14 protein-coding genes are annotated in these 22,770 nt (G+C 57.3%); 4 read left to right on the top strand and 10 right to left on the bottom strand.

Going from position 1 to position 22,770, the window contains the following annotated elements; genetic code table 11:
- Nucleotides 1-1,115: 1,115 nt before the first annotated feature.
- Nucleotides 1,116-2,207: a 5-methylcytosine restriction system specificity protein McrC gene (locus F4V58_RS12255; protein ID WP_169833282.1), complete on the bottom strand. Its 1,092-nt coding sequence runs from the start codon at nt 2,205-2,207 to the stop codon at nt 1,116-1,118.
- Between the two features lie 61 nt (nt 2,208-2,268).
- A complete protein-coding gene (locus F4V58_RS12250; RefSeq protein ID WP_169833281.1) occupies nt 2,269-4,224 on the bottom strand; it encodes an McrB family protein in 1,956 nt (651 codons plus the stop codon).
- Nucleotides 4,225-6,069: 1,845 nt separating this feature from the next.
- Between F4V58_RS12250 and F4V58_RS12245 the strand changes: the two genes are divergently transcribed.
- A complete protein-coding gene (locus F4V58_RS12245; RefSeq protein WP_075732255.1) occupies nt 6,070-7,335 on the top strand; it encodes an Nramp family divalent metal transporter in 1,266 nt (421 codons plus the stop codon).
- Nucleotides 7,336-7,358: 23 nt separating this feature from the next.
- Here the strand turns inward: F4V58_RS12245 and F4V58_RS12240 are convergent, their stop codons facing one another.
- Nucleotides 7,359-7,697: a hypothetical protein gene (locus F4V58_RS12240; protein WP_150385827.1), complete on the bottom strand. Its 339-nt coding sequence runs from the start codon at nt 7,695-7,697 to the stop codon at nt 7,359-7,361.
- Nucleotides 7,698-7,890: 193 nt separating this feature from the next.
- Between F4V58_RS12240 and F4V58_RS12235 the strand changes: the two genes are divergently transcribed.
- The gene (locus tag F4V58_RS12235) at nt 7,891-10,122 is read left to right on the top strand and encodes an ATP-dependent RNA helicase (RefSeq protein WP_075732252.1); all 2,232 of its coding nucleotides are present in this window, start codon (nt 7,891-7,893) and stop codon (nt 10,120-10,122) included.
- On the opposite strand, the gene F4V58_RS12230 is transcribed toward F4V58_RS12235, so the two are convergent.
- The 4 genes from F4V58_RS12230 to F4V58_RS12215 form a co-directional block, all read right to left on the bottom strand.
- Complete coding sequence (locus F4V58_RS12230) at nt 10,119-10,874, bottom strand: TSUP family transporter (RefSeq protein ID WP_075732250.1); 756 nt, start codon at nt 10,872-10,874, stop codon at nt 10,119-10,121. The two genes, F4V58_RS12235 and F4V58_RS12230, sit on opposite strands and share 4 nt — an antisense overlap.
- A 151-nt stretch (nt 10,875-11,025) precedes the next feature.
- On the bottom strand, nt 11,026-13,290 hold the full coding sequence (locus F4V58_RS12760) for a hypothetical protein (protein WP_211362716.1): 2,265 nt from the start codon (nt 13,288-13,290) through the stop codon (nt 11,026-11,028).
- 147 nt (nt 13,291-13,437) lie between these two features.
- The gene (locus F4V58_RS12220) at nt 13,438-15,195 is read right to left on the bottom strand and encodes a hypothetical protein (protein WP_075732246.1); all 1,758 of its coding nucleotides are present in this window, start codon (nt 15,193-15,195) and stop codon (nt 13,438-13,440) included.
- A gap of 91 nt (nt 15,196-15,286) precedes the next feature.
- On the bottom strand, nt 15,287-16,861 hold the full coding sequence (locus tag F4V58_RS12215; protein WP_150385826.1) for a hypothetical protein: 1,575 nt from the start codon (nt 16,859-16,861) through the stop codon (nt 15,287-15,289).
- Between the two features lie 512 nt (nt 16,862-17,373).
- Between F4V58_RS12215 and F4V58_RS12210 the strand changes: the two genes are divergently transcribed.
- Nucleotides 17,374-18,642, top strand: a complete 1,269-nt coding sequence (locus F4V58_RS12210) for a hypothetical protein (RefSeq protein ID WP_075732243.1) — start codon at nt 17,374-17,376, stop codon at nt 18,640-18,642.
- Nucleotides 18,643-18,702: 60 nt separating this feature from the next.
- Here the strand turns inward: F4V58_RS12210 and F4V58_RS12205 are convergent, their stop codons facing one another.
- Nucleotides 18,703-19,365 carry a DUF6891 domain-containing protein gene (locus F4V58_RS12205; protein ID WP_150385825.1) on the bottom strand — a complete coding sequence of 221 codons (663 nt, stop codon included), beginning with the start codon at nt 19,363-19,365 and terminating at the stop codon, nt 18,703-18,705.
- A 78-nt stretch (nt 19,366-19,443) separates the two neighbouring features.
- On the opposite strand from F4V58_RS12205, the gene F4V58_RS12200 reads away from it, so the two are divergent.
- Nucleotides 19,444-20,481: an AbrB family transcriptional regulator gene (locus F4V58_RS12200; RefSeq protein WP_075732239.1), complete on the top strand. Its 1,038-nt coding sequence runs from the start codon at nt 19,444-19,446 to the stop codon at nt 20,479-20,481.
- Nucleotides 20,482-20,527: 46 nt separating this feature from the next.
- Here F4V58_RS12200 and F4V58_RS12195 read toward each other — a convergent pair whose 3' ends face one another.
- Together F4V58_RS12195 and F4V58_RS12190 are read right to left on the bottom strand one after the other, a co-directional pair.
- Nucleotides 20,528-22,171 carry a DUF885 domain-containing protein gene (locus F4V58_RS12195; RefSeq protein WP_075732237.1) on the bottom strand — a complete coding sequence of 548 codons (1,644 nt, stop codon included), beginning with the start codon at nt 22,169-22,171 and terminating at the stop codon, nt 20,528-20,530.
- Nucleotides 22,172-22,181: 10 nt separating this feature from the next.
- Nucleotides 22,182-22,751 carry an LOG family protein gene (locus F4V58_RS12190; protein ID WP_075732235.1) on the bottom strand — a complete coding sequence of 190 codons (570 nt, stop codon included), beginning with the start codon at nt 22,749-22,751 and terminating at the stop codon, nt 22,182-22,184.
- Nucleotides 22,752-22,770: the final 19 nt, after the last annotated feature.

Genomic DNA, 22,770 nt, shown 5'->3' with positions numbered 1-22,770 from the left:
CACAACTGAAACTACCTACCACAATCAAGAAAGTCAAACACCCACAATCAGTCATCGGACCCTCCCCCGCCCACCAGGTCGCGGTTTGAAAGCCCCCACGTACAACGCGCGAGCCTCCGGCCACGCCCCGACGGGGAAGCCACTCACACGCTTAGAAAGTATGTTCGTGAACCAGTTTCTAACCTACCAGCCAGTGCGGACACGGGTATGCGGCACCCAAAGCGCCGGAATTTCTGGGAATTAGGGGTTGCGGTATCCGTCTCCGATGCTAGGATGGGCACCAACAGCAGGCTCAGCCTGTTGGATAAAAATAGCCCCACCCGGGGTTGCAGCCGGATGGAGCTATCGAGCCTCAAAAAGGCTCTTTAGTGAAGCTAGAGCTTATCTACAATGAGCTCAATGACCTTCACTATTGCAGTCGCAAGTATTACGACCCTGCCTGCCAGTTCAATTTTCTTACCATTGTGGCTGGCAGCAGGGTTCTTCTTGCGACCGGGCCGGTTCAGCGAGTGCCTACCCACCAGACCACCTCCCATCAGTCATGGGACCCTCCCCCGCCCACCAGGTCGCGGTTTGAAAGCCCCCACGTACAACGCGCGAGCCTCCGGCCACGCCCCGACGGGGAAGCCACTCACATACTTAGAAAGTATGTTCGTGAACCAGTTCCCAACCTACCAGGCCGTGCGAACATGGGCAGACCACACGAAATCCAGTGGAAGTTTCGAGGATCGGGGGTTGCGGTATCCGTACCCGGTGCTAGGATGGGCACCAACAGCAGGCCTAGCCTGTTGGATAAAAATAGCCCCACCCGGCTGCTACCGGATGGAGCTATCGAGCCTCAAAAGGCTCTGTAGCGAATTTAGAGCTTAGATACTAACAGCTCAATGAGATTCGCTATTGCAGTCGCAAGGATGATGACCCTGCTTGCCAGAACAATTTTGGAATTATTGGTGCTGGCAGCAGGGTTCTTCTTGCGACCGGGCCGGTTTAGCGAGTGCCTACCCACCAAACCACCTCCTGTCGGTCGTAGGGCATTTCCCCCGCCCAATAGGACGCGGCACAAGCCCCCACGTACAACGCGCGAGCCTCAGGCCACGCCCCGACGGGGAAGCCACTCACACACTTAGAAAGTATGTTCGTGAACCGGTTTCCAACCTACCAGGATGACCGGACACGGAACCCACGGAGCGGTCCGCAGCAATGGCGAAATCCAGAGCTGCGGTACGGATATCTCGCGGGCTGGCCTCTAAATCAAGCGCACCGAACGCGAAGTGGTGTCCATGACTAGTGAAGGTCTGCACGGGAGGAAAATCTTGCGCCTGCCCCAGGGCCGCGTAGAGCACTGCACCAGATACCGGGGATTCCGGATGGATGCTCGCAAAACTCAGCACGTAGGAAAAGATCTGGTAGAGGTGAGGGGCTTTAAGTTTATTGGCATGATGATTACCGGCCGCAGTAGCCATGTTCGCAAACTTGGCGTCAAGAATGACGCTGCCTCCATGCGGGGACTGCAACACTATGTCGGTGCGCATGACAGGAATCCGCGCGGTTGAACCAACTTCCACCGGCCAACGCATTTCCATTGGCGGGCGGACCTTCCAACCTAAGGGCTCCAAGTGCAGCGCGTAAAGTCCTAACAGGGCTTTTTCAAATAGTCGGCGCAAATGGTCCTCAGACATTTCGACACGCTTGAAAACCGTCATTCCGGCGCCACGAGAAGGAATCAGAAGATCTAGCAGCAGCCTGGCGGTATTGACCGGCTTGCGGTCCTCCGGTGCCAGCCGCACGGCCGGTGCAGAGGCATTTCTTTCCTGGCGGACGCCGGCGTTGATGAGTACGCGGCTGAGGCGGCGGCATCGGCCTGCAATTGCTTTCTCACCTAAGAATGTCAGGAGCTTTTCGCTGTGCATGAGGGCCCGGAGGATGAAGCGATTGATCTGGTTATCAAAAGTGAGATCATTGAATTGACACCGGACTTTACCCTGTTCAAGCAACATTTTCCTGGCAGTTGCGTCAACATCAATCTTGCCCCGCACGCGGTACAGCGTCCCAGTAGTCCGAGTGAAGCCAACACTTAAATCACGGCGCAGACGGTCCTCGACGTTTTTGCACAGCATTTGGGCCAACAGGGCTGGAAGTTCTTCATCTGTTTCCTCTACCAGCCCGTCATTTATGGAACCGCTAGCGTAGGCGTCCGAGGCGTACATTTGTAACAACCAAAGACTGCGCAGCGGAACGTGCCTGCTGGGATTTCCGGCGGGCAGCCCCTCAGGCATTTCCGGTCACGCTCGCAAACACGGACTCCGCCTGCTCAACCTTGTCCGGCTCATCAAACCAGTACTCCTGCAACTGGGGCAACAGTTCCGTTTCAACCACCTGTTTGAACCACTGAGCTGTGGTCTTAGGACCCTTCTTCGATCCGTCGCGGCGCGGGGTGACAAAACTATGCCCCAGACCATAATTGGCTCCCAAGTTTGGATCACTAACGATCATCGCGTTGACCTGGTTCATGGCCTCCCCAATGGCCAAGACCACGGTTGCATCCATGAATTCGCCTGCGGTGAGGAACTCCCGCCAGCGGGGCCCAAAGTTGGGATCTAATCTGATAAATGCGAACCTACGGCGCAACGCCATATCCATCATGGCCAGCGAACGATCAGCCTGGTTCATGGTCCCAATAATGTAGAGGTTCTCTGGGAGGTACACCTCTGCACCGTCCGGGTCATACAGTGTGGTCAACGCGGAGTCTGCGGAGCGCTTGTCCGCTTCTAAAAGCGTGAGCATCTCACCGAAAATTTGGGCCGGATTGCCCCGGTTTATTTCTTCGATGACAAATACATGAGTCTTGGCGTCATTGTTGCCCTCGTCATCCTTAGCTTTCCGGATGGCCTTCATAAACGGGCCCTCGTGAAGCTGTAAACCAGTGGTACCGGTGGGCCGCAACCCCTGCACAAAGTCCTCATATGACGTCGAAGGATGGAACTGTACGGCAGTCACGGTTTCATCCGAATCCGTTCCCATCAGCGCGTAGGCAAGGCGCTTAGCCAACCACGTTTTCCCGGTGCCGGGAGGCCCCTGCAAGATGATGTTCTTCTTGACCCGCCAGCGGTCCAGGATGTCTTCCAGCTGCGCCTGTTCGAGGAAACAACCATCTCCGACAATCCGGGAAGTTGTGTACTTAATCTTCTGTCTTATTTCCTGGGTACCCGGCGCTAATTCTGGATCAGCTACTTCCGCGCGCTCCGCCGCCCAGGTCAAACCTGTCAAATCTTCTGGTTCCAGTCCTGCCTCCGGAATCCAATCCTTCACCTGAGTTATAGCATCCAAATATCCCTGGGCGTCCGCGACTTCCTTGGAAAGATCCCTAGCCAAGGTTTCCTCGGATGAAAGGTAGCCGATCATCTTGCTGTGCATGGGCAGGAAGGTCGTGGGCCTCACCCAGTACAGGGCCACGGTGAGGGAGGCTAAGGAGCGGTCCTCAATAGCCTTGTTGAATGCTGTCTCAAAGACGTCTAGGCTCCTAAACTCCACGCTGGCTGCGAAAAGCTCCCAGGCCACGTTGAAATATTTCTCAATTTCTTGCGGTGCCGGTTTCTTGGATTCAAAGCGAATAGCCAGGTTTTTCCGTTCTGGCACCGCATCAAAAGCAGCAGGCAACTCTGCACTCAGCTCAAAGGCTTCCTTCAACCCCTGGCAAATAGCCAACTTGTTGGATAGCTTCATTTCTCTATTGATGAGCGCAATGACGCTAAACGGATCAACATCACTGGCTTCCATCTTGCCGCTTGTTGTCTCCCATTGCCACAAGGACTGGAACTGGGACTCTCTTCCCGAAAGCGTTGCTGCCTCGCGAAGCTTTTTCAGCAGTAGGGCACGGTTACCCTCGAAGGGCAGTAGGGCGGTGGCAAGCTCCTGGAAGAAAGGAATCCAGTCCAGGACCGGACCTGTCGGTTCATCCTGATCGGTTAGTGCGCCCGGATCTTCAAAGCCGTCGCGCAGAGCGATAAAGCGATGAGCCTTCTCTACGGGGATCCGGTACACGGTTTGCTGACTGTTTAAAGAAGCTCTTAGATCCTGAGCTAATTCCTCCCTTTCCAGCGACTCCTCATCCCACTTAACTGGAAGATAGTTCTTGCGTTGAGTGTCAGGCTCTAACTCATCTATGACAGCCGGTCCCGTGACCGTACCGGTATGGACCAATGAGGGATAAACTTTTCCGGGCATGAGAACCATATCCCCCGGCGCAATCTCGTTGCGAAAATTCCACACCTGATTAAAGAAATATCCAATCTGCTTTCTATTATATCTCGAAGTCATCGCACGCCGGATCTCATCCTTTGTGGTGGCCCTTAGAACTGACTTCGAAAAATACAAGCCTGGCAAAGCCCGGTTCGTACTGAGCGCAATTTCCTCATTCTCGCCTCCCCCACCGGCACGGACAACCCAGACTGTCGGCTGCCTAACCTTTTCCGGAGCCTGCGCTGAAAGAGCTTCTCCACCACCATCACCTGGTCTATTTTCACTACGGGAGGCAGCAGCGTCCCTAGCGGCGCCCTCCAACCGCTTGACCTCTGCTTCAGGGACCGGGTGCGAAAAGCGAGAAAACCACACGCGTCCTTCGTCGGTAATTAAGGTGTAACCGGGGCGGGAGCGCTTTAAAAGGCCAAGCTCCACCAGATTCCGCAGAGCCTTTCGCGTCCGGCTCTCATAAGCGGGAACTGTCCGCACCAACTGATTTCCCTGACCGGGGAAATTGGTTTCAGTGAACCTTTTGACCCTATCTACATATTCAGTGGACTTGTGCGCCCTACCGTCCGCTGCCAGCTGGAAAATTGCCGGTAGAACCTCTGGCCACTTGAATACGTCCGCCATCGTTGCTCCTCACACCTTGTTTTAGGAATTTCTATCAATTCTAACTTCACTTTACGTTCCCTCGGGTCCCAACCGGGACCCAATTTGCGTCGGTCTGACGGAGATGATCCCACCCACCTCCAGACGGCTCCGCCGAGCAAGACCACTGGCTGCGGGCTGCTTTTGCTTAGACTCACCGAAAAGCCCCCGATACAGGCAGATGGTTCACGCTCTCTAAGCTGCCCTCCGCCGGTGCCGCCAACTATGATCACCGAAAAATATCTCACTACGATAGAGAACCATCACCACTCCAAAGATGGGAACACCCTGCCACTTCTCAACAACAAAATTCCGGAACTCGAACTGCGGGAAATCCTCGTGGATCACGAAGCCCCAATTGGGGCGGCAATCGAATGGCCTTGTCACTGGCCCAAGACGCTGGGATTGATGTCAGGGAGTAGCAAATAAGATTCATCAAGGTAATCCGCGAGGCAGATAAGAGCTTGACCCTGTAGATATCCACTTACCTGGTTGGACTGGCAGCCAAAGGACACTAAGTAAAGCTGTCTCAGAGGAGGCGGACTAGAAGACCCAGGAAAGTCAAAAATATGGGTTGCGGTATCCGCACCCGGTGCTAGGATGGGCACCAACAGCGGGCTCAGCCTGCTGGATAAAAATAGCCCCACCCGGGTGCTACCGGATGGAGCTATCGAGCCTCAAAAAGGCTCTGTAGCGAATTTAGAGCTTAGATACTAACAGCTCAATGAGATTCGCTATTGCAGTCGCAAGGATAATGACCCTGCTTGCCAGAACAATTTTGGAGTTATTGCTGGCAGCAGGGTTCTTCTTGCGACCGGGTCGGTTTAGCGAGTGCTTACCCACCAAACCACCTCCTGTCGGTCGTAGGGCATTTCCCCCGCCCACCAGGGCGCGGTATGAAAGCCCCCACGTACAACGCGCGAGCCTAAAGCCACGCCCCGACGGGGAAGCCACTTACACACCTTTTAGAAAGTGTGTTCGTGAACTGCTTCCCAACTTACCAGGACACCTGGACACAGGACCGCGCCCATCCATTACATCCGGGAGAGCTACAGAATGAGGGCCACGGACTCGCCCGGGCGGCATCCCGGATGAAAATAAAAATGCGCCCACTAGCCCACATATTTGTGATTAGACTCACTGCAAACGCATAAAATCTACTAGGAAGGGGCTTAGCAGATGGGTGGACAAACACCAACGCGGCCGGCGGCGGCACCGCCGAAAAAGAAATGGTCAATCATTGGCCCGGGCTTGGTGGCCGCTGCCACCGGCGTGGGCGCAGGGGACCTAGTCGCAACGCTCATCGCCGGCCAGAAGTATGGCTACGCCTTGCTGTGGGCGTGCATCGCCGGTGCGTTCATGAAGATCGTCCTGGTCGAAGGCGTTGGCCGCTACACCATTGCCACCGGCCACACCATGTTTCACGGTTGGAAGAAGCTCGGACGGTGGACCTCCTGGTACTTCGTTCCTTACATCATTATCTGGGGCTTCGTCTACGGCGCTGCGGGCATGAGTGCATCGGCAATGCCTTTGCGGGCATTATTCCCGGGGACCAGCCTGGAGATGTGGGCCGTTATCACTGCGCTACTGGGCTTCGGTTTTACCTGGTTGGGCAAGTACCAGACGTTTGAAAAAATCATCGCCGTACTCGTTGGCATCATGTTTATCACCGTGTGTGGCATAGCAACGCTATCCCTGACCAACCTGCCAGAAATCGCCGCCGGGCTGGTCCCCCGCGTGCCAGACGGCTCCTTTGTATACGTGCTGTCGCTGGCCGGTGGCGTTGGCGGCACCATCACATTGGCGGCCTACGGCTACTGGATCGTGGAGAAGAACTGGGAGGGTGCCGGTTGGATGCGCGTTATGCGGATAGATAACACGGTGGCCTACGTGGTCACAGGCATCTTCGTGGTCGCCATGCTGCTCATCGGCGCGGACTTGCTATACTCTGCCAACATTTCGGTAGCCAGCGGCGGCAGTGGGCTCATTGAGCTTGCCGATGTCCTCGCTGACCGTTACGGCCCCATCACGTCCAAGGTATTCCTCCTTGGATTCTGGGCGGCCGCCTTTTCCTCAGTCCTTGGTGTGTGGAACGGCGTTTCCTTAATGTTCGCGGACTACGTGGGCCACGTGAAACAACTGCCCAAAGACCACCCAGACATTCACGTGGGCGGACGGTACTACCGCTGGTACCTCATCTGGTTAACCTTCCCACCCATGCTGCTGCTCTTCCTGGGAAAACCCACCGCACTGGTCATCGCCTACGGCGTCCTGGGCGCACTATTCATGCCGTTCTTGGGCCTCACGCTGCTCATCCTGCTCAATAGCCACCACACCCCGAAGCAGTGGCGTAACGGCTGGATGGTCAACACCTTCATGGGGATAATCTCCGCAACATTTGTATTCATCTGCGCCAACCAGCTGTGGGAGGTGCTCACCGGCTAGACGGGCATGAACGAACCCGAAGGTTAGCCACGTTCCCGGAGGTCCGCAATGGCCTGCGCCAGGTTCTTCTCCGGGTGCGCTTTCCGGTATGCGCGGAGTTCCTCAGCTTCGGGGATTGGCTGGTCCTTGGTCTTTTCCAGGCGTTTGAGGTCCTTGTCGGAGTAGAAGGGGAAAAGCTCTAGCTTGCGGGAGATGAAGTAGTCCAGGACAATTCCCACAAACAGGAGCAAGCAGGCGGCGGTGGGCATCCCGTAGCAAAAATAGAGAATTGCTGCACCGGCCAGGACGCCGAAGGTGGACACACCGAGCGCGATCTGAAGATACTTCCGGTCTGCACCTTTTGTTGTCTTCGGTGTTTTCATTGCTTAGCTCCCTTCTGGGGTTAATGGGTTTATGCTCTCTTTTCCGAGAATACAAAAAAAATGGGACCCCATCTACAACTTTTAAGCAACAGTCAGTAGTCCCAGTTCACACGCTCCACCCGGTAGACCGGAAACCTCGTTGACGCGCAGCATAGTTCGGGCCCGCGCCTGCCCGCCCACTAGACTGGCACCTATGTTTGACCTCCCCGCAATCGGCGCCGGCTTGCCCGTAGCCCAGACCATCGGCACCCTGCCAGCACGCGGCAACGTCGTGGTGCAGGCACCGCCGGGTACGGGCAAGACCACGCTGGTTCCCCCGGCGTTGGCCAACCAGGCGCGGGCAAGTGCTGCCGGGAAAGTGATTGTGACCGCGCCCCGGCGCGTGGCGGTGCGCGCGGCGGCAAACCGGCTGCAGCATCTATCTGGCCGTCAGATTGGCTACGCGGTGCGCGGGGATTCGCGCCAGGGCAAAGACGTGGAGTTTGTGACCCCGGGCGTGCTGCTGCGCCGGCTGTTGCGGGACCCGGAGCTGCCGGGCGTGGCGGCGGTGGCCATTGACGAGGTGCATGAGCGGCAGCTGGATTCAGACTTGGTGCTGGCCATGTGCCTGGAGCTGGCGCAGTTGCGTGATGATTTTAGGGTCATCGCCATGTCAGCCACGGTGGACGCGCAGCGCTTCGCGGAGCTGATGGACGCACCCATCCACACCACCGAGGCCGTGACCTACCCGGTGGACATTAGCTACAAACCTGGCCCCGGCCGCGCGGCGGGAACGCGGGAATTCTACGCCCACGTGGCAGACCAGGTGCCGCCAACGGGTTCCACGTTGGTTTTTGTTCCCGGCGTGCGCGAGGTCAATTTGGTCTGTGATCTCTTGGCCGGCGGGCCCCTTCCGGTTCTGCCTCTGCACGGCCAGCAATCCAACGCGGAGCAGGACGCGGCCATCCAGGCGGACTTCGACCGGGTGGTGGTGGCTACCTCAATTGCGGAGTCATCGCTTACGGTGCCGGGCGTCACGCAGGTGGTGGACGCGGGCCTGTCCCGCACGCCTAAGCGTGACGCGGCGCGGGCAATGAGTGGCCTGGTCACGGTGTCTACCTCCAAGTCCAGTGCGGACCAGCGCGCGGGCCGCGCGGGGCGTGAGGCCCCCGGCACGGTGATTCGGTGTTATTCCGCGAGCGATTACCAGCACTTCCCGGCGCACATTACGCCGGAGATTTTAAGCGCGGACTTAACCCAAGCGGCGCTGTTCATGGAGGTGTGGGGCGCGGGCCCAGACTTCCCGCTGCTGGCTAAGCCGCCGGCCAAGGCACTGGCCAGCGCGCAGGAGACGTTAGCGCGCCTGGACGCCACGCAGGAACTAGCGCTGCTACCCACAGATCCCCGCACCGGGCACGCGTTGCTCACCCACGGCAGGCGGGCGGCACGCACGGTGGCATCTCTTGCCGATGCCCGCGGCGACATCGCCCGAGCCACCCCCAACCAGCGGGAGGTCAAGCGCCTGGAGAGGCTGGTGCCGGACCTAGGACCCGTGGACCCGGGCGTGGTGGTTGCCACCGCCTTCCCGGAGCTGGTCGCGCGCCAGATAGGTGAGGAGTACCTTTTGGCCAGCGGCACCCGCGCCCGCGCCATGGAACCGTTTGGTTCGAAGTGGCTGGCGGTAGCTGACGTGTCACTGTCCCAGGCGGGCAACGTGATTATCCGGGCGGCCGCGCGCATTAGCGAGCGTGACGCGCTAGCGGCCGTGGGCGTGGAAGAAACCACCCGGGCCTTCGTGGACGGCGGCAAGGTGCGCGGGCTGCAGGTCCGCCACGCCGGGGCCATCGTGCTATCGGAAACGCCGGTGAAAATCCAGGGCCCGGAGGCAGTAGAGGCGCTGCGCCCACTGGCCGGGGAGCTATTTACCTACTCGGACAAGGACGCCAACCTGCGCGACCGCCTGCGCCACTTGCACCACGCCTACGGCGCTCCTTGGCCGGACCCGGATGGCCTTTTCTTGGACCCGGAGCTGGAGCAAGTAGCCGCCGGAAAACCCGCGCACAAGGTGGACATGTACCCGGCGCTGCAGCGCATTTTGCCCTGGCCGGAAGCAACGCGGCTGGAGGAGCTGGCCCCGGAGCGCTTGGCCGTACCTTCGGGCCGGGATGCCCGGATTGACTGGTCCGGGCAGCGCCCCGTGGTGAGCATCAAGTTGCAGGAGCTGTTTGGGATGGGGGAAACTCCGGAGTATTGCGGCCACCGCGTGCAGTTCCACCTGCTCTCCCCCGCCGGCCGTCCGCTGGCCGTGACCGATGACCTGGCCAGCTTTTGGGCCGGGCCGTACCAGGGCGTGCGCGCGGATATGCGTGGGCGCTACCCCAAGCACCCCTGGCCGGAGGACCCCACCACTGCCAAGGCCACGGCAAAGACTAAGAACCGGAGCTAGCCCCACTGTATAAAGGCCAAGTAGCAGCTCATCACAACGACCACCGCCAGCAACGCAAACCGGATGAGCTTCGCGCCGCCGCCAATGACGGTGCGTGCGCCCAGCTGCGCGCCCACCACGTTGGCCGCAGCCAGCACCACCGCCAGGGACCACCACACGTGGCCGCCGGCTATGAATACCACCAGGGCTCCTAAGTTGGTGCAGGTGTTGACCACCTTGGCCATGGCGGCGGAGCGCAAAAAGTTCTGGGAGAAGATGGCAGTGAAGGCCATGATGAGGAACATGCCCGTGCCCGGGCCAAAGATACCGTCATAAAAGGCGATTGCCGCCACCGCCACCAGTGCCGCCCACGTGCGCCAGCCGCCGCGCAGGCCCAGGGATTGGGTGGTGCCAAAGTTGGGTTTAAAGGCTACAAACACTCCCACAGCCAGCATCAACGCAATAATCAGTGGGCGCATAACTGCCGCGTCCATAAGCGCGGCGGCCAGAGCACCAGCGCCGGAGCACAGCGCGGCCACCGGGGCCATCCGCAAGAGTTCCGCGCGCGGCGGCTTGACCTTGCGCACCAGCGTCACGGCCGCCGATGCCGTCCCCGCCACCGCCGCCACCTTATTGGTAGCCAGCGCCGCCGCCGGGGCCAGGCCTGGCATGACCGCCAGGAGGAGCGGGATGAGCACCAAGCCCCCGCCGCCGATGACCGCGTCAATCCAGCCGGCCACGCCCGCGCCGGCAATCAGTAATGCCCAATCCATTCTTCGAGCCTAGCAAGGAGTTCAGGCGGCTAGATCAAAGGAGCCAGGCGTTGAAATTAACGCCTGACTCCTGAGCTAAGCTCCCGTTTTCACCATGGATTCAAGATACAAAGTTTCAGAACGGTTGGTCTTTACTAAACTGCCCGATTTTCTAAGGCCGGAAGAGGATGAGCTGTATCTCCTTTGGCAGCGGGATGTGCAAAAAGACCTGGGGGAGCTTGAAGCCCAGAGCGGTCAGCAATGCCCGGATTCCGTAGACCAGGACTGGAATTCCCAGCAACGTCCCGCCAAGGATGGAGCCCCAAACCTTTGGATCCTTAATGTCTATGGGCTTAGAATCTCCCGGCTTGTCCTGAGGGTCTTCTTTGTCTGTCTGACGCAGGGGGCTGACAATATTCAAAGGTTTGGCGTTTTTGTCTCCAGTCAAGGAGATGACCAGAGTCTTGGAGGGATTATCCGCGAGGCTCACCTCAACAAGCTTTGCTTCTCCCTCCTTAGCCTGGACCTTAATGGCAACAACGCCATCAGCCGCAACTTCGTATTCGGCGGTTTCCCCGTTGACAACCAGCTTGACCGTAGAGCCAGCTAACAGTGGTTTGTCCTCACTATCGACAACCTTCACATTGATGATTGCCTCATATTCTGCAGGCGCTACAGGTTCATCAGTCTTCTCCGGTTCGGTGGTCTTTTCAGGCTCGGTAGTCTTTTCAGGCTCCGTAGTCTCCTCCGGCTCGGTAGTCTCCTCCGGCTCGGTAGTCTTTTCAGGCTCCGTAGTCTCCTCCGGCTCGGTAGTCTCCTCCGGCTCGGTAGTCTTTTCAGGCTCCGTAGTCTCCTCCGGATCGGTAGTCTTTTCAGGCTCGGTAGTCTTTTCAGGCTCCGTAGTCTTTTCAGGCTCCGTAGTCTTTTCAGGCTCCGTAGTCTCCTCCGGCTCGGTAGTCTTTTCAGGCTCCGTAGTCTCCTCCGGCTCGGTAGTCTTTTCAGGCTCCGTAGTCTCCTCCGGCTCGGTGGTCTTTTCAGGCTCCGTAGTCTCCTCAGGTTCGGTGGTTGCGCTGGGGGTTTCGCTGGACTCGGGAGTCTTCAGTACCAGAGGATCCTCAAAAGTGACCACGGAATCTTCGTCACTAGGGATAACCGCCTGAGAAACCAGGTTGTCGGGAGTATCAGCGAAATAAACCTTGAAAGTCTTCTCCTCCCCTTGGGCTAAGCTCCGCTCGAAAGAAATAAAGCCATCAGCATCAACCACGAAGCTCCCGGAAACGGCTTCGCCGGAACCGTCGTCAACGACTAGGTCAACTGAAGAACCCTCCGCAACTACTTCCCCGGCACTATCAATAACCCGCACCCGCATCGTTACGGTGTGCTTCTCAGGCTCCGGCGGCGCAACGTGCTTAAGAGTCTTTTCAACCAGCGCTGCGTCAGATGAGCCTTCCAGGTTGAAAATCACCTGGTTGTCCGGATCATCTGCGAAAGACACAACTACCTGCTTCGCAGCACCGGATTCCAACTGGTACGCCAGGTCAACCTGCCCGGTTTCGCTCACCGTATGGGACGCACTTTCCCCATCGATCAACAGTTCAACGGGCCCTGCAGGCCAAGCCTCGCCCGTGTGGGTCTGCAAGTTAAGCCGCGCGGTGACATCGTAAACTTGTGCAGGAGCTTTTTCGCTGATCGTTACCCCCGGAAAAGGAGTGGACTGAGCTTCACCACTTGTGTAATAAGAATCATCTTCAGAACGGCCGCAGCGGACAAAAACAGTTTTAGCGCTGGAGGATTCACCGTAGAACTGGAAGAAGGAATCCGCTGGGAACTTATAAGCATCAGTTTTCCTGATCTCAGGCTGAATGGTCTGGCCTACGGCGGCCGGCTCCGCAGAGGCCGTCATCTTCAACTCAATTCGCGGAAGGGTGACGTTGAAGAAACTCTCCTCCTTCGTGGCGGCCAGGCCACCACCGGTCCAGGTGGATCGGTCATCTTTTGTCCACGTGGTCACGTCCGCTGGGTCCGTTGAGCCGGTGATTTTAAGACGTTTGTTTCCCTCTTCATCAGTGACAACGGAGACGGCATATAGATTTTCCGGATCCTCAGTTACCACAATGTCTTCCACAGAAGCGTTGGCAGGAAGATCTATCCAAAAGTTAAACTGGCTTGCGTCTTTAAAAGTAACGCCGTAGGCGTACCAGCCGGAACCACCAATGGTAACGGGTATTCCTACGGTGGAGGGCAAAAGCGTATAGGAAAACTCCTCGCCAGATTCAACAGTTTCTGGGGCCTCAATCTTAAAACTATGTTTAATAGTGTAGTAACTGGAGTTGGCCGAGTCATAGACTCCGGCATTTCCTCCGATATCTCCTTGCAGGTTACAAGCCAGAAGGTTGTCAGAACTTCCCGTTGCGGCTAGAGCTGCTGGGACGGCCATTAGGCTCGCTGATAGGGCTATTGCGGTTACGCTGCCTAGCGCAAAATTTCGGGATGGGGTGTGTCTCATGGTTGATAAACTCCAGATTGATGTGCGGATGAAGAGAGGGTAGCCCGGCATTGACGGCGGGCTCAGATGGGGTGGATGTTAGAAGATTTGCAATTTCAACGGACCCGGCAGAGGAAGGTGCAAGATAATCTCCGGCAACTTGATTCCCAAGATATCCAGGTCCCACTTGATAAGAGCTAAGAGCAGTGGCACGGTGATGGAAACGCCCAGGATTGAGGCCCATACCTTGGGGTCTGCCATGTCTACCTGTGATTGGCTACCCGATGAGGTACCTGGTGGTGTTGGCTTGGGAGTGGGATCCGGGACCTCAGCAGGAGGTTCTGGCGAAGGAGAGGGAGTTACGGTGGGCTCGGGGCTAGGTGCAGGCGTGGAAGTCTGGGGAGGCTCGGGGGCCGCAGACGGAGACGGAGAGGAAACTGGTGCTTGAACCAGTGCATCGTCAGCAATAAACGGCTTAATATGTTCCTTACCTGCCACGGTAACGGTAATGGCTGATTCCGGGCTGTCAGCAAAGGCAACCTTTAGTTCTTTAGCTTGTCCTTCAATGACCTGAACCGGAAAGGTGATGAAGCTGCCTTCAATCACAGCGAACTTGGAGACCTTTCCGTCCACGTCAATAGAGAGCTCACTGCCTACGGGAAGCGCTTCACCAGCAGGGCTGGCTACGCGGACCTTCACCGGGACTTCGTAGCGCTGAGGTTCTTTCTTTTTCAACAATTCACTGTGGATGCTCTCACTGTTAGCAGTGCCACCTTGCAGAGTGAAAGTCACCGCGTGCTGGTCATTATCGGGGAAGAACACCGTGTATTCACGGGTTTCTTCAGGAATCAACTCAGCAGAAAAGCTGATGTACCCATCTGCACCGACCTCAAAAGGTTGTTCTTTCCCGTTGACGTTGAGGGTGATCGGAGTTCCCGCTTCCAGAGGGTTGCCCGCATGGTCCGTGACCCTAACCTTGGTAGAAATTGTATGGCGGGATACAGCAACACCTTCAGTAATCGGGATGGAAAGAAATGGCTTGGTCTGCGCTACAGAGGCCGTTGACAGACTACAGCGGGCTAACGAGGGACCCTCGGAGTTTGAAAAGAAGCCGGGCCACACGACATCTGAATACAGCTGGAAGAAGGACTCTGGAGAAAAATCTTCTGGGTTCGTATCACGTACCGTTGGTTGAATCTTCTCACCTGCTCCGCCGGTAGCAGTCATCTTCAAGGTGATTTCCGGCAGCACGACTTCGTGGAAATTATTATCTTTCGGTGAGGCAGCCAAGCCGCCCGCCACCCATTCTCCATCATCGTTAGAATCTCCCCAGGTTGTCACGTCGGCCGCGTCCTGCGCCGCCGTAATATGCAACCGGCGGTAGTCGCTGGTCAATTCAACTTTTACAGCAGGGTTAGCATTACCCGTGATGACCTCTTGAACCGAAGCTGTTTCGGGGAGATCAATCCACAAGTTAATCTGGCTGGTGTTTTTTAATCTGATCGGCGAACTGAGCCTAGCCGGGAATTTCAAAGAAGTGGATTTTAGAACGTAGTCGAACTTCTCGCCTGACTTCACTCCTTCGGGCGCTGACACGGGGATGGAGAGCTTGAAGGCCTCATCCTTAAATGCTTGACTGCGGTACGCGTAGGTGTCGGCGTTATTGGCAAAGTCGTAGATACCAGCCTTTTCATCTACGTCTTTTCCGACAATCTTCAGGTTGCAAGCCATGGGCAGTTCGGCGGGAGCCTCAACTGCGTTAGCTGCAGGAACAACTGTCAGGCTGGCGCCCAGAGCGAGCGTCAAAGCACTGGCTACCGAGCGGCTTGTGATGGTGGAAAACATTTTTACTCCCATGAGAAGGTTGCCTTGGCAAACCGTTGCGGTCTAGATGAGGCAGGTATTAAACAATTAGGTTATTGATATGAAGAACTTCGAGGAGCAGCTCTTACTCAGGATGGCGGATTTCAATGTAGGGCAGAGGAATCTTGAAATAGTCAATGGCTATTTTTATCAACATCCCAATGACAGGTAGGCCCAGAGCGGTCGCCAAAATGGAACCCCACACAATCGGGTTATCCATATTCAAGGGGCCGGAAGAACCGGTGGGATCCGGGATATTTTGGGTGCGGGCCAGTGGGGAATCATGGAGCACGGGGGCTACGTCTTTCCCGCCTTTAAGTTCCACGGAGATAAAGGAACTGGGTTGATCAGCAAATGCTACTTTAACCAGCTTGGTTTCAGAATCACGGAGGCTTACGGAGATATCCACGTAACCGTCCGCGCCAACCGTGTAGGCAGCCTGTTCCCCACCGACCAGGAGCTGGACATCTTTCCCAGCCTCCAGGGGTTTGCCATTGGCATCAGTCAGTTGCACCCTGGCAACTGCGGGATAGAGTGGTTTGCGCTGCAAGGTAGCACTGGCGCCCTCCTTGCCCCCGGTGACGCTTACGTCAACGCTGTTGTCAAGGTTATCTGCGAAACCAACGTTGACATTCGTTTCCTGCCCGTTTTCTAGATCTACGGAGAAACGAGCCACGCCGCTGTCTTCCACAGTTAGGCTGCGCTTTTGTCCATTGATGAGGAGCTCAACCATGGAACCAGCGGCAAAAGCAGTGCCATCTGCTTCCAGCAGGTTGATCTGCACAGAGGTGGCCACAGTCTGTTGACCGGGAGTTGGAACTTGCTGCTTGGCAACAACTTTTACAGCGGGGAAAGTGTCAGCTTCAAGCACTTCCTTTCCCTCCGCCTTCCGCGATTCATCATCCTGGGAGAGACCGCAACGGATGAAAGCGGGAATGGTGCCCACGATGGGAGCATCTGCTTCCGCATATACCTGAACAAAGGAAAGGTTGGAAAAGGTCTTGGGGTCAATACGCCGGATCTTCGGCTGGATGGTCTCCCCTACCAGGCCCTTCGATTTTAAAGAAATAGTGATTTTGGGTGTCTTGAGAACTAGCTCCCCACCGGAGTTCTTGGCAGCCAAACCACCGCTTTTCCACTGGTTCTTGTTTTTGACGTCCCACCTGGTCACGTCCGCGGGGGAAGTGGACGGTGCACCAGTGAGGTGTATCCGACCGTTTTCCTCTTTCACCTCAAAAATAGACGCAGGATCCTCTTCTGCTTCAACTTTGAGTACCTGTGCGTTTTCGGGAAGATCGACCCACAAGTTGATTTGATCAGCTTTTGAGATCGAGGCGCTGGAAATTTTGGCCGGTAGGGAGAAATTAGTAGGCAAAATGGCATACTCAAAGGTCTGCCCAAATTCGACGGTCTCCGGGGCCTGAACCTTTAGGTCAACCCGGAATTGCCGGTAGTCTTCTTCCTGCGAGTTGTAGACCCCGCTGTAGCCACCTGCAAGGCTGTTGTTCAGCTGGACGTTGCATGCCAGTGGCAGTCCTACATCACTGGTTACCACCTCAGCGGCCGAAGTGACTGGATTTACGGCCGTTCCTGCTCCCACCGCCAGGGCAGTACACCAGGCGGCCTTTGAGATATTCAGGCGTGTTGAGTTCCGAAACATGTTTTTATAACTCCCAGGATAGGAAAGGCTGTGAGGACTTTCGACGAACATACTACTAAAAATTTGCTTATTTAAGCTCTATTGAACCTAAACGCTATCAAACATTGCCCAGTCGCGACGACCTTCTGCGGGGGGTTAAGGGGAAATTTCCGAAAGGTTTACCGGAAAGCTGCCATACATAAGGTTGCTGACAGCTTTCCAAACACGTTTAACCCCCCACAAAAGGGGGTATTTCAAAAATTGGAACCCAGCGCTTATCAATATATCCCCAGCCCCCTCCCAGGCCCCACACGGCCTAACAGCTCTCGAAATTTTCAACCATTTACCCAGCGCATAGGCATATTCCCCTGAACCCTAGGTGGGTGAAAGTATTTACTACCACTATTGTTTGACCCCGAATCTAAGCATAGCCTAGCCATTAAGTGCCAGGAAGTCCTGGTCACTCACAGTCAAGTTCAAGTTGCTGTCAAGTTTCTACTGTCCGCCTCCCGTCATCTAAGGAGACCTCCCCAATGTCCTTCCGTTTCCGCGTTGCCAGCGTCATGGCTAGCGTTGTAGTTGCAGGCGCAGCCCTAGCAGCTCCAGCCGCCGGCGCCAGCACGTTCACCGAATCCTATCCAGAGACCCCCGCCACCAATGTTGACCTTCCGGTGGTTCATACCTACCACGGCTCCGATCACCTAAAAGCCAACGTACTAAACCCCCGCCCGATCTGTAATCCCTGGGAAGACAAGCGCACGGTGGTTTACAAGGTCTCCGACCTCTTCATGCCGGTGGGCACCATCTCCACCACCAACCAGACCAACAAGGAAATTCTTTTACAGCAGAGCCTTTCTAAATCACAAAGTATTTCCGTGACAGTAAACGGCAGCCGTACAGAAACTGTGGGCCTCAACGCCGGTTATGCCCAAAAAGGTGGTTCCGCCGGTATCTCCTACTCCCTAGCCACCGCCATGGGTGCCTCCGCGTCCTATTCTCTGACTTGGAACGCTGGACAAAACATTGGCCCCTACCCTGTACCAGCCAACCACACCGGTGAAGCCACTTACGGGTTCCGTGTGCTCAACATGACCGGGACCCAGCAGTTCTGCAAACTTGACGGCACCTGGTCTTCGCCAACCGCCTGGTCTGCACTGCAACCAATCAAGAACGAGGTTCGCGTAAAACTCTACGACAAGCTCTCCGACTCCTGGGCACCCAACGAAGACGCTCAGAACACGCACGAAGTTGACAAGGATCCGAAGAAGGATGCTGAGGTGGTAGCAGAAAATGAGACCACCGTTGCGGTTCCAGAGAACGCCACCACCGACCTGGACCTGCGCCCATACCTAACCACCTCCGGAATGAAAGCCCCCGGATTTGCCGGCACCGTGGCTTTACACCTCGAAAACGTGGGCACGGAGCGCTACTACGGCGACTTCCCGGCAGTTCAGTTCCGTGTGGATGTCAAGACCGCCGAGGGGCCACAGGGAGTTGACCGCCTCATCACCCCGCGCTCTTCCAACGGCGCGCACATCCGCGACCTAGGCTTCGATGCCGCCACTTCCACCCGCTCCTTCGAAGTCACCCTGGCTAACCCAATCAACGCCGGAAGGTCCCAGCACGTAGCCAACCTGGACTTTGGCGACGGTCTGACTGGGGAAGGACGGTTGAAGAACTACATTGAGGTCACCCAGATTTCCCGCCTCGATGGGGATAACTCGGGTTTCAACGACCAACACGTTGACTCCCGCTCCTTCACCCTGGATGACTTTGGTTCCGAGTTAGACGGCCTGTTCTAACCTAGACACCGCCTTCCGGATTTTCCCGCCCGCGCTCTGCACACGGAGAGCGGGCGCTTTTTATGACAACGGCCGGAAAAAGTCCGCGTTGGAAATGTGCATCCGGACTGACAGGTCCCCGTCCCAGTGAAAGTCAATGCCGTGGCGTTCGAAGACCGGTGTGAGGGTGTCCTCTGCCATGGAACGGCACAACTCGGTGTAGATCCTGGTGGCGGCATCCTCCGAAAGGGCCTCCCATTCTTCTTCCGTGTAGCGCTTGGGGAGGTTTAGTCCATAACCCAAGTAAGTCTCCCCGCTATCGATGAGGTCATCCGTATCCTGTTCGTGGAAATAAACGTAGCCGTCCATGCCCCGCTCAAGCATCAAATCATGGGCCTCCCCGGAGCCGCAGGTCCCGCAGCAGGAAAAATCCCCTAAAGCCAACACGCCGCGGTCCTTCAACTCCTGGAAGGCGGCACTAAGGCGGGAGGAATAGCCGCCCAATTCCGTAAGCTGGTGCCGGCGGATATCCACCATCTGCCCAGCCAGGTCCTCCACGTGGATTGGGTTTACGCCCTCCAATTCTTCTTCAAAAAGCTCCTCTGTACACTCCCGGATTTCCGCTACGTCCGAGACCCCGCGGATAATCAACGACTTCCAGATGTAGTCTTTGATTTCCTCGACCAGTTCGTTGTCGGTGGGCAGGGTGGCTGGCACCGGTGGCATAGCATTAATATTTTCCATAAACGCAAAACTACCAAACAGTCGGGACACCCACCGGCGGCTGCGGATCTAGCGTCGTCCGCATTAGACTGTGCAACTATGTTGTGGGTTGCAATCGTCCCCATCTCCGGGGCCCTCGGCGCGGTGCTGGAGTGCCTAGGGGTGCCGGCGGCATGGATTTTAGGGGGCATCGCCGGAGCTGGCATGGCCGCCCTGACAACAGGCCGGCAGCTGAGCCTTAACCGCTACTTCTACACTGCATCCATCGGTTTCGTCGGCATGTTGGCTGCCATGCCGCTGACACTGACCCCATGGCAAACACTCCTGGGGCTCCTGCCGGCCGCCGCCGTCATGGCCGGGATATCCGTGGGTGTGGGTCTAGCCGGCGGCATAGCCCTGCACCGCGCGAAGCCAACGCAGGTCAGCTGGGAAACTGGCATCATGTCCATGCTTCCCGGAGGCGCCTCTCTCATGCCAGCGCTAGCCGCAGAAGTGGGGGCGGACCAAAGCTTTGTCATTATGACCCAGTACCTGAGACTACTAGCGGTCTCTTTGTCCCTGCCACTAGTCGCGGGCCTGATGGGAGTCCACGACCTTGGAGCCAGCACCAGCGGGAACGCCGTGAGTCTGTGGTGGCTGGCGCTAGTCATCGCGGCGGCGGGCCGGCCGCTGGGCGTTGTCCTTCGGTTGCCGGCAGCAGCGGTTATGGGCCCCCTGCTGCTCACCCTGCTAGCCGAGCCGCTGCTGCCGCCAGGCTACACGGCAGCGCCACCGGAGGCCTTCCGAGTAGTGGCCTTCTTGGCTATCGGCTGGGCCTGTGGTGGCGCGCTCAACGTGGCCGCACTGCGCGCCTTTTCCGCCCAACTACCAGCCACCCTGGCGTTTATCGGCGCGGTGATTGGCGTGAGTGCCATATCTGCCTGGCTACTCATGCATTGGGTAGACATCACCTACCTGGAGGCTTACCTAGCCACCTCTCCCGGCGCGCTGGAGACCGTCCTGGCGCTGAGTTCCGAGGCCGGCGGAGGAGCGGAGGTAGTCACCGTGCAGCTGGTGCGGCTCATCTTCATCCTGATGATTGCGGGCTACCTCCCGCAGCTGCTGCGCCTGGCGCGAAAGCTGGGTAAGGGTAGCTAAGTCCTGCACGTTCCCACGGGCACCCGCCGTGGTGCGGATTGGGTCCTTAATCCAACAGCGTCTCACGCAAGATGGCCATGGGGATAGAACCCAAGGCCAGGGCCTTTGAGTGGAAGTCCCGGACGGACATGCCCTGCGCCACAGCTTCCTCACGAGTTTGCTGCCACAGGCGCTGGCCCAGCGCGTAGGACGGTGCCTGGCCGGCCCAGCCAAGGTAGCGGTTGACCTCGAAGGCCAGGTTGGCGTCATCCATGGCGGTGTTTTCCCGCATGAAGGTGCGCATGTGCGCCTTGTCCCACTTGCCGGAATTATCCGGCATCATCTTGCCCAGGTGCAGCCCGATATCAACTACCACCCGAGCTGCCCGGAAACGCTGCGCGTCCAGCAACCCCATGCGAAAACCGGGATCATCCATGTACCCCAGCTCCGCCATGAGGGCCTCAGCATAAAGCGCCCAGCCCTCACCGTGACCAGAGTTCCAGCACGCAACGCGACGCCATAGATTTAAGTCCGGTTGGGTCATAGCTGCACCTATTTGCAGGTGGTGGCCCGGCGCGCCCTCGTGGTGGACGGTGGTCAACTCCTGCCAAGTGTGGAAAGTGTCTTGGCCTTCTGGCACCGACCACCACATGCGGCCCGGACGGGTGAAATCATCAGACGGGCCGGTGTAAAAAATCCCGCCGGTACCAGCTGGATCAATCTTGCACTCAATGGGGCGCACGGCTTCATCGATGTCAAAATACTTGCCGTCCAAGTCCTTAATAACGCGGTCAGCGGTGGATTGCATCCACTCCACCAAGGCGTCCTGACCGTGGAGAGTATAGCGCTCCTCATTATCCAGCTGACGCATGGCGGTACGCGGAGAGGTACCCTCACCGTAGAGCTGCCGGGCAATCTTTTCCTGCTCCGCAGTAATTTCCGCGACGCGGTCCAATCCCCATTCATAGGCTTCATCAAGATCTACGGGGAAGCCCACGAACAGCCGGGAGAAACGCTCATAGCGCTCGCGGCCAAACGCGTCTTCGCTAGGGGCTTGGGGTTGGAGTTCCGCGGACAGCCAGGAAGAAAACTCTTCAAAAGCGCGCTTAGCGGCTTCTACCTCCCCCGACGTGCCCAGGTTGTCCAGCAGGTCCCCATCAGCCAGGGCGTTGCACTGGCCAATAACCTCATTAATCTGCCGGATTGCGGCCACCCGGCCGGTGCTGGCAGCTTCCTTGAGAGATTCCTTGTACCCCTCCAGCGCGCGGGGGATCTTGGAAATCCGCGAACGGATGGCTTCTTTTTGTTCCGGCGTGTCGCTTGGCATGAGCAACAGGGTGTCCCGGATTTCCTGGACAGGGGAGGCAATGTTGTTCAGGCACCGCAGGTCCTCACGGTGGTGGTGAAGTTCCAGTTGCAACACCAAGCGGTCTCGCAGGGCGGCGGCGGTGACTTCATCAACCTCATCGAAGTCATCTTCATCATCAGCTTCATAAGTGCAGTCATCCAAGGCGTCAATATCCGCCACCATCTCACGGGTACGGTCAGCCACGGATTGATAGTATTCCGGGGAGAAGTCTTGGAGTTCTCCATCAAAGCCTTCTATTCCCATGGCCGTGGCCTCGGTGGGGGAAAGTGCGGCTAAGTCATAAACAAAACTATCGCAGGAAGCATCCAATAGAGAGGGTTGACGCTGGGTTTCGGGAGTCATAATCCAAAGTCTAGCCCCTTTGCCATTTAGGCCCCAAGGGGCGAAATTCCTGACAAAGATCCAGCAGGTCAGCGGGGTTATCCGAAAATATTAGGTTATCAACATAACGCTGCTGCATAAAACCCTGCTTGGCAAAGGCTGCGAACATGGTGCGGAAAGGCTGCCAATAACCCGCCACATCCAGAAAGGCCACCGGCCCGTCCGTGGTACCAAGCTGCTGCATAGTGAGGACCTCCGCCAGCTCCTCCAAAGTCCCCACTCCGCCCGGCATAGCAATGAAACCGTCCGCCAACTCCTCCATCCGGGTTTTGCGCTGCGCCATGGTCTCCACGCACTCCAGCCGCGTGAGCCCCTGGTGTGCCACCTCCAGGTCCGCCAACTGCCGGGGGATGACCCCAGTCACCTGGCCTCCGCCTGCTAGCACGGCGTCCGCTATCTCCCCCATCAGCCCCACGCGGCCGCCGCCATAGACCAGCCCAATATCCCGGCGCGCCAGCTCTGCCCCGAGCTTTCGGGCGGCCACGGCAAAATGGGCCCGGTTGCCACTGGATGAACCACAATAAACCGCTACGTTTTTCATACTCACTAGCATAGGAAGT

Source organism: Corynebacterium phocae, from assembly GCF_008693075.1.
GTDB classification, from domain to species: Bacteria; Actinomycetota; Actinomycetes; order Mycobacteriales; family Mycobacteriaceae; genus Corynebacterium; species Corynebacterium phocae.
The sequence above is the reverse complement of the archived record's forward strand: the minus strand, read 5'-3'. Positions and strand labels throughout refer to the sequence as shown.